Annotated in this window: 9 protein-coding genes and 2 pseudogenes; 7 read left to right on the top strand and 4 right to left on the bottom strand. The window is 68.3% G+C overall.

Annotated elements, in window-relative coordinates; genetic code table 11:
- Window positions 1-1149: 1149 nt before the first annotated feature.
- Together ACNTMW_RS33965 and ACNTMW_RS33970 are read right to left on the bottom strand one after the other, a co-directional pair.
- The gene (locus ACNTMW_RS33965; RefSeq protein ID WP_426638170.1) at window positions 1150-1572 is read right to left on the bottom strand and encodes a DUF7674 family protein; all 423 of its coding nucleotides are present in this window, start codon (window positions 1570-1572) and stop codon (window positions 1150-1152) included.
- Window positions 1573-1592: 20 nt separating this feature from the next.
- Window positions 1593-1889 carry an RHS repeat-associated core domain-containing protein gene (locus ACNTMW_RS33970; protein ID WP_426638172.1) on the bottom strand — a complete coding sequence of 99 codons (297 nt, stop codon included), beginning with the start codon at window positions 1887-1889 and terminating at the stop codon, window positions 1593-1595.
- On the opposite strand from ACNTMW_RS33970, the pseudogene ACNTMW_RS33975 reads away from it, so the two are divergent.
- From ACNTMW_RS33975 to ACNTMW_RS34000, 6 genes and pseudogenes are all read left to right on the top strand, one after another.
- A pseudogene (locus ACNTMW_RS33975) lies at window positions 1882-1956 on the top strand (hypothetical protein); the annotation flags it as partial. The gene ACNTMW_RS33970 and the pseudogene ACNTMW_RS33975 sit on opposite strands and share 8 nt — an antisense overlap.
- A 61-nt stretch (window positions 1957-2017) precedes the next feature.
- Window positions 2018-2173, top strand: coding sequence for a hypothetical protein (locus ACNTMW_RS33980; RefSeq protein WP_426638173.1), 156 nt, complete (start codon window positions 2018-2020; stop codon window positions 2171-2173).
- A gap of 297 nt (window positions 2174-2470) precedes the next feature.
- Complete coding sequence (locus ACNTMW_RS33985) at window positions 2471-3121, top strand: hypothetical protein (RefSeq protein WP_426638175.1); 651 nt, start codon at window positions 2471-2473, stop codon at window positions 3119-3121.
- 204 nt (window positions 3122-3325) lie between these two features.
- The gene (locus ACNTMW_RS33990) at window positions 3326-3775 is read left to right on the top strand and encodes a cation transporting ATPase C-terminal domain-containing protein (RefSeq protein ID WP_426638176.1); all 450 of its coding nucleotides are present in this window, start codon (window positions 3326-3328) and stop codon (window positions 3773-3775) included.
- Window positions 3730-3945 (top strand): hypothetical protein, encoded by a 216-nt coding sequence (locus tag ACNTMW_RS33995; protein ID WP_426638177.1) that lies wholly within the window; start codon window positions 3730-3732, stop codon window positions 3943-3945. The genes ACNTMW_RS33990 and ACNTMW_RS33995 overlap by 46 nt, the downstream gene beginning before the upstream one ends.
- Before the next feature lie 139 nt (window positions 3946-4084).
- The gene (locus ACNTMW_RS34000; RefSeq protein WP_426638178.1) at window positions 4085-4951 is read left to right on the top strand and encodes a universal stress protein; all 867 of its coding nucleotides are present in this window, start codon (window positions 4085-4087) and stop codon (window positions 4949-4951) included.
- A gap of 184 nt (window positions 4952-5135) precedes the next feature.
- Here ACNTMW_RS34000 and ACNTMW_RS34005 read toward each other — a convergent pair whose 3' ends face one another.
- Window positions 5136-6176 (bottom strand): zinc-dependent alcohol dehydrogenase family protein, encoded by a 1041-nt coding sequence (locus ACNTMW_RS34005; protein WP_426638179.1) that lies wholly within the window; start codon window positions 6174-6176, stop codon window positions 5136-5138.
- A 188-nt stretch (window positions 6177-6364) separates the two neighbouring features.
- On the opposite strand from ACNTMW_RS34005, the pseudogene ACNTMW_RS34010 reads away from it, so the two are divergent.
- A pseudogene (locus ACNTMW_RS34010) lies at window positions 6365-6759 on the top strand (IS6 family transposase); the annotation flags it as partial.
- A gap of 140 nt (window positions 6760-6899) precedes the next feature.
- Here the strand turns inward: ACNTMW_RS34010 and ACNTMW_RS34015 are convergent.
- Window positions 6900-7355, bottom strand: coding sequence for a hypothetical protein (locus ACNTMW_RS34015; RefSeq protein ID WP_426638181.1), 456 nt, complete (start codon window positions 7353-7355; stop codon window positions 6900-6902).
- Between the last annotated feature and the right edge of the window lie 263 nt (window positions 7356-7618).

Consider the following 7618-nt stretch of genomic DNA (forward strand, 5'->3'; position numbering starts at 1 on the left):
GGCCATCGCGTTCGTCTCCTTCGGTTTGTGACTTAGCCGTCTCGAAGGATCTACGCGGTGGCCGTCTCCTACATCACGACACGCTCATCAACGAGCCCGTCGTACACCATCTCCGTGGACGCAGCCCGGCGGGTGCCGACGGCCGGGCGTGCGAGTGCCGACGGCCGGGCGTGCGAGTGCCGACGACCTCGCTGCACACCGCAGCATGTGCCGGCCGCGACGGTGAAAGAGTCGCTGAGCTGCGGCGACACGAAGCCGGTGAGCATCTCGCCGCGAAACGTCTAGCAGCCCAGTGACCAGCAGAAACAACAGGGACCGCAGGTCACGGTACGACGCTGCGAGCAGCGCAGCGGGGTCCAACGCCATTCAACGTGCCCCGCTGCTCCCGCTCCCCTCCCCCGCCATCGTCACCGCGGACACCGGCAGCCGTGTGTCGACGAAAGTTCCGCCAACGGATCAGCCGCTTCGGCGGTTACCCCACTGCCGCGGCCTCTGCACCGAGCCTCGGGCGCCGGGGAGCTGACCCTTTCCGAACGGTTGAGGCGAGGCCACCTTGCCCTTCGCGCGTCGGGCAGCCCGATTCGCGTAGACGGCAGGCTCGTCGGTCTCGGTCTCGGTCTCGGTCTCGGTCTCGGTCTCGGCGGTGGCTGGCGTGTTGGCATCCTCGGTGTGGGCGTCTTGACCGGGCTCCGGCATCGGTATCTCCCTGATTCGTCGGGTACCCTGCGGATCGTCACCAGTCGGCGGACGCGGACTGGTCGACGCCGATGTGGGCACATTGACGGTATCGCAGGACCGAGCCCGTCCGATCAACGGTCCGCGGGTCCAGTGCGGGTGGCGACCGCCATTAGACCTGTGGCAGCAGCACCGTCTGAGCCTTCGCCGACAACCGTCGCGATTGGCGTGTGCGTGACCCGTGCCGGTTCGCACCATCATCACCAAGCTCTCGGGCTGACGGCGCGTTCACGACGGCACCGTCCATCGCACACCCGCAATAGCACGCCCCGACCACGCCCCGTCGTATCTGCGACGCGCTCGGCGCGGCTACGCTCAGCCCAGTAGCGACGCGCCGCTGCCGACCAGACTGTCGTCGTCATGGCCTCATCGTGGACCGCGGTCACAACCCCGGCAACGCGCCGGACGGGGTCGCTAGCGGGAGACCCTCATCCACGGCGGCAGGTCGATGCGGTTAAAAGCGTTCCAGGCTATGCAGTACTCCTGGGACTTTGGCCCCAGGTCGTCCCAGATCCGCGGGAAGTCGAACCCTCGGTCCCAAGCAGACACCAACGCTTCCAGAAACCCTGTGGCGACGGCGGTGCTGTCGTGTTCACTGCCGGTGGCGAGGACCCGCTCCAGCAGGTCCAGCACCAGCCTGCGCTGCTGGGGTGTCATGGCATCCACGTGCTCAGCGAGCGCCCGACCCAGATGAGCCAGGCGCACGGTGAGCGGTGGCACATCCCCGTCCTCGTCCACTCCGGAACCATCACGCCAACGCGCAACCTCAGCCCGGTCTTCGACCGCCAGTACCTCGCTGAGGCCGACCACGCTCGCCCACCACTCGGGTGTCGACATCAGTGGCCCTCCAGCGCGTTCTACCTGTCCCGGATGACGTTCTCCGCGGCCGCCCGGTCTCCGGCCGAGGCCGTGGGATTCTTCTGGAGCCACCTCTGCAGCGCGGCGATATAGTCACGCGCCTTCTGCGCGTGGAGCTTCCCACCGACCGTTTCACCGTTCAGCCGCTCGAATCGGATCGCCGAAGCAGTGCTTCCACTGCCGATCCTAGCGTTGGGGCGGTACAGGTCGCCCGTCAGCTTCGAGAGCTCGGTATCCACCGTCTGCGGCTTAGCCATCTCCATCCGCAGCACGATTGAGCCCACCGTGGTGGTCACCGACGCCGCTCCGGTCTACCCCACCGTCCTCGACCAGCTGATTCCACAGGCGTGGCACCACGTCGAGCAGTACGCCAACAATCCGATCGAGGTTGACCACGGTCGACTGAAGCACCGACTACAGACCGATGCGCGGACTACGAACCGACCAGACCGCACAGGTAATCATCGCCGGACACGCCTTCATGCCGAACCTGCGCCGCGGACACTACGAACTCGCCGTCGACGCCCGGCCGGCAACGCGGGTGTCTGCGGCGTTCGCCGAACCCGCCTTGGCGGTCTGACCTTCGGCCCCGAGGCGGGTTGGCCATGCCCGTCGATCCCACAACGCAACAGTGCCGCACGAAACCCCGACTCAACCGCGACGCCGACTTCCTGGCACCTACCAGGTGCCGACCCACAAAACCCCAGGTCAACTGCGGTGGACAACTTTCTGGCACCCTCAAGGTCCCTCGGATCATGGACCAAGGTCCCGTCGATACCTGCACTTGTCCCCTACGGCCGGCAGCCCGCTCCGGGCCATCCTCGTTATCACGTACTTGACCACGCTGAGCCCCCGGCAGATATCGAGGAGCCAACCAATGAAGCGCAGGACCCTGGACATCCTCTTCAGCATCGGTGGCCTCGGCCTCGCCGCTCTGCTCCTGGTCGTCGGCATCGTCCTCACCAGCAACGCGAACTTCGCGAAGAACTACGTCGCCACCCAGCTCGGCCAGCAGAACATCTCGTTCAAGACAGCCGACACGCTGACCGGCGAAGAGAAGAAGTCGGCCTGCCTCGTCGAGTACGCCGGCCAGAAGCTCACCACCGGCAAGCAGGCCGAGTGCTACGCGAACGAGTTCATCGGACTGCACCTGAAGTCGATCGCGAACGGCGAGACCTACGCCAGCATCGGCGACGTGCAGACCAAGCTCCGCACCCAGGTCGCCGAGGCACAGAAGGCCAACGACCCGAAGCTGGCCGACCTGCAGAAGCAACTCACCGACGTCAACACCCAGCGGGAAACCCTCTTCAAGGGTGAGACCCTGCGGGGCCTGCTGCTGACCTCGTACGGCTTCAGCGAGTTCGGCACCAAGGCCGACCAGGGCGCGACGGTCACCTACCTCGCCGCCGCCCTGCTGGCCCTGCTCGGGATCGCCGGCCTGATCCACGCGTTCGTGACGCCCAGGTCTCAGGGCTTCGCGGTTCCGGAACCGAAGGAAGCGACAACGAAGCCTCTTGCCACCGCCTGACGCTGTCGGCGGAGCTCCGCACCACGCGTCGAGCCCGGCCCGAAACGGGGGCCGGGCTCGACGCGCTTCTGTGAGCAGGAGACGCCCACCATCTTCGAAGCTGCGCAGTGACGGGCGACTCAGGTACAAGTCGACGGCGCCACTGGAAGAGATCGAGTCCGTCACGGCTACGGACTGTCCGGCGGAGGCGCCGAACTGCTGGTGATGATGATCGGCCCGTTCGTCGGGCTGGCCGTGCCCCTGTTACCCGCCCAGATCCTGTGGGTCAATCTGCTCACCCACGGCCCGTCCGGCGTCGCGCTCGGCGCCGAACCCGCCTCCCCCACCGTGATGACCCGGCCGCCGCGCTCGCCCCAGGAGTCCGTCCTCGGCGCCGGCTTGGCCTGGGCGGTACTCGTCGGCGGCGCCTTCATCGCGATGTGCGTGCTCGGCGCGGCGCTAGTCGCCGCCCGTTTCGGCGCGCCGTGGCAATCGGTCGCGTTCGTCGTGCTCGGTCTGGCCCAGCTCGGCGTCGCGGCCGCGGTGCGCGCCCCCGCCGGCGCGGCGGCCCACGTAACCGCGGGCTCGTCGCCGCGATCGCGGTATCCGCCGTGCTGCAGATCGCCGGAGTGGCGTGGGCGCCGCTACGGGCACTGCTCGGCACCCAGCCGCTGACGCTCACCGAGCTGGCCGCCTGCGCCGTGGTCGCGACGCTGCCCGGCGGGGGGCTGGTCGTGACGCGAATCGTCGCGCGGCGAGGACGTAGGCCCTCCCCGATCGGGACATCGGGCTCTGCCACCACACCGGCCAACCGGGCGAGGATCGAGGCAACGAGGGAGGTGTGACCGGAGTGTTCCCTGAAATGTCCTGGTTCTACGGGCCCGAGCTGCCGTTCGTCGTCGTGATTGTCGCGGCAGCCGCCCTGGCCACGGCGCTGATCGTCGGTACGGTCCGCTCCCACCGGCATCCGAACGGAGGCACACGATGAGGAACCGAGTCGTGGTCGGCACCGACGGCTCCGACCACAGCCTGCGAGCGGTGGAGCTCGCCGCGCGCGAGGCCACCGTGCGGGATCTGCCGCTGCATGTGGTGTACGCCTACCTCTGGCCGTACATCGCGGTGCCGCCCGGCGCGGCGCCGGTGAGCCTGTCCGACGCGGATCTCCGCCGCGACGCGGAGCAGGTCGTACAGGCAGCTGTCGACCGTGCCCGCGAGGCGCAACTCTCGGTGACCGTCACCGGAGAGGCGATCACCGGCGCACCCGCACCGACACTCATCGACCAGTCACGGACCGCCGCGCTGGTCGTCGTCGGCAACCGGGGGCTCGGCGGGTTCACCGGACTGCTCGTCGGATCCGTCGCCGTTCAACTGGCCGCGCATGCCGCCTGCCCGGTGCTGGTCGCCCGTGGGCGCCCTGAACCGGCCGGGAACGTGCTGATCGGTATGGACGGTTCACCGGCCAACGAGCCCGCCGTCGGGTTCGCGTTCGAGGAGGCAGCACGCCGCGGTACCGACCTGACCGCGCTGCACGCCTGGACCCACCCCGTCCGCGCCGAACCAGGTGACACGCTTCCCCTCGTCTACGACGCCGCCATGGTCGAAGCCGAAGAAGAACGAGTGCTGGCCGAGGCGCTCACCGGCTGGCGCGACAAGTACCCCGATGTCACCGTGCACCGCCGGCTGGTTCGCGGCTCGGTCCGCCAGGCTCTCATCGACGCGACCGAACACGCCCAACTGGCCGTCGTCGGCTCACGCGGCCGCGGCGGGTTCACCGGGCTGCTGCTCGGTTCGGTCAGCCAGGCGGTCCTGCACCACGCCGCCTGCCCCGTCGCCATCGTCCGCCAAGGCTAGGCACCGAGCCATTCATGCATAGGTAGGAACCTTCGATCCTTCCGCCGATCGCACCCGGGGGCGACGCTTGAGGTGGAAGGACGCGCCACAGCCCGAAAAGGGTTGCGGAGCAGTCCCGGCCTGAAGGCCTGAGCTGGTTGTCCGCTCAGGCCTCCGGTCCGTTGTCCAGTCGTCGGATGCGGTCTCAGGTGTGCGACAGCACGACCTTCAAGGCGCCGGTCTGCGCCGGCCGGGCGAAGACGTCGTACGCGTCGATGATGTCGTCGAGGACGAACCGGTGCGTGATCATGTGGCCGGTGTCGAGCTGCCCCGCGGCGACCATGGTCAGCAGCTTCGGGGTGGAGTACGTGTCGACCAGCCCGGTGGTGATGGTGACGTCACGGATCCACAGGTCTTCCAGGTGCAGTGTCGCCGGCCGGCCGTGCACCCCGATGTTGGCCACCCGGCCGCCCGGGCGGACCAGTGTGGTGCACAGCTCGAACGTCTCCGGCACCCCGACCGCCTCGAGTACCGCGGCCGCGCCGAGCCCGTCGGTGATCGAGCGGACGACCTCCAGTGGGTTGTCCTCGGGCCTGACGGTGATGTCGGCGCCGAACTGCTTGGCCGCCTGCAACCGGCTGTCGGCCTTGTCGACGGCGATGATGTGGGAGGGCGAGTACAGCCGGGCGGTGAGGATCGCGGCCAGCCCGATCGGCCCGGCACCCACCACGACGACGGTGTCGCCAGGCCGGACGTTCCCGTTGATCACGCCGACCTCGAACGAGGTGGGCAGGATGTCGGCCAGCAGCACCGCCGCCTCGTCGCTGATCGAGTCCGGCAGCTTGTAGGTGGACAGGTCGGCGAACGGGATCCGGGCGTACTCGGCCTGCACGCCGTCGACCAGGTGCCCCAGGATCCAGCCGCCCCCGCCCAGGCACTGACCGTAGCGGCCCTGCCGACAGTAGACGCAGGTCCCACAGGCGGAGATGCACGAGGCGAGGACCCGGTCACCGACCCGCAGCCCGCTGACGGCGCTACCCACCTGCTGCACCGTGCCGACCGCCTCGTGACCCAGGACCCGACCCGGCACGACCGCCGGCACGTCCCCGCCGAGGATGTGCAGATCGGTGCCGCAGATCGTCACCGCATCCACCTTGATGACCGCGTCCCGCGGGTCGGCGACCTGCGGATCGGGCACTTCGGTCCAGTTCTTCTGCCCCGGCCCGCCGTACACCAATGCCTTCATGGCTTCCTCCCTAGCGCCGCTGGTGTCCACGCTTACCGTGCGCCCGGTCCCCCGGTGTCTTTCAGTGGCCAACGGCCGCACCGGTCGGGCCGAAAGTCCTTCGCACATGGACGCCCCTTCTCGGCAGCCCGAAGGGCTCCGTTGCGTTGAGCTGAGTGTTGGCAGGATCGAGGCAGACGTGGGCAGTGATGTCATCGGCCCGGCTGCGCCCCGGGCGGGCGCCGAAGTCGGCGTTCGCCCGGTTCCGGTTCCCGGCCGAGGTGATCGTCGTCGCGGTCCGCTGGTACCTGCGGTACCGCCTCTCCTACCGAGACATCGAGGGACTGCTGGTCGAACGCGGCATCGAGGCCGACCACGTCACCGGGTACCGGTGGGGCAGCGGTTCACTCCACTGCTGGCTGACGCCGCCCGATCCAGCCGCCACCCACCGGGCAACAGGTGGCACGTCGACGAGACCTACGTCAACGTCAACGGAGTCTGGCGGCACGTGTACCGGGCGGTCGACCAGTACGGGCGGGTCATCGACGTGCTGGTCTCGGCGCGTCGCGACGCTGACGCGGCCCGGCGGTTCTTCCGCCGGGCATGCGATCCTCGATGCCGAGCAAGACGCGCGGTCAGCGGCAGATGAGCGCCTTGCTCAAGATGGGACGACGTACGACGCGACAACGTGGCCGCTGTGACCAGCATCGCGGCGAATTGTCGCAGGCGGCGCTCTGGAAAGCGTTAGTCAGATACCCAGTTGGCCAAGCTTGCGCCCAGCGGCGTGAGCTGGAATGCCAGTAGCGCCACACACAGGATCGTCGCGGTGATCGCGGACGTTCGCATGACGGGTCGGCAATGCCGCCAGGTTGCGGCCACCATCACCGCGCCGGCGAGCGAAAGTAACCCGGTCAACGCGACGCCGAACTCGGTCACGAGGAAGCCGAGGATCACCAACCAATTCAACGGGTTCAGCCATCCGCCGTCGCCGCCAATGATGTTGCTGGGTGCGATATTGGGCCGGGTGCTGCTAAACAGGGGGCGTCCGGGTACCACGAAGTAGAACACGTACGGCGCGAGCGTGGCGGCGGCGTAGACGGCGACCACGCTCAGCTGTATCGCCGCGAGCAACTTCGCGCCGGCAAGGCGACTGGGCCGTGAGGTCGCCGCTACCTGCGTGGTTACGCTCGTCGTTCCCATACCGACCTCCGCTCGTCCGGTGCGCCGGGACGATCACCGTACCTTACCGATGTTCGTCCCCTGACAGAGCCGTTCACCGGTTTCAGACGGGACCATGGGCCAACGCCCGCTCATCGGCTACTTATCTACTGGTGTTTGAAGTTCCCCCCGGGATGTGGACACCGGGTTATGCCGCGATCTGCTGGACGGTAGTGGATCCGAGACGTTGTTCGTAGTCGGCGGGACTGAGGTAGCCGAGCGCGGAGTGGCGCCGGCGGTGGTTG

Source organism: Planosporangium spinosum (assembly GCF_049999945.1).
Classification (GTDB): domain Bacteria; phylum Actinomycetota; class Actinomycetes; order Mycobacteriales; family Micromonosporaceae; genus Planosporangium; species Planosporangium spinosum.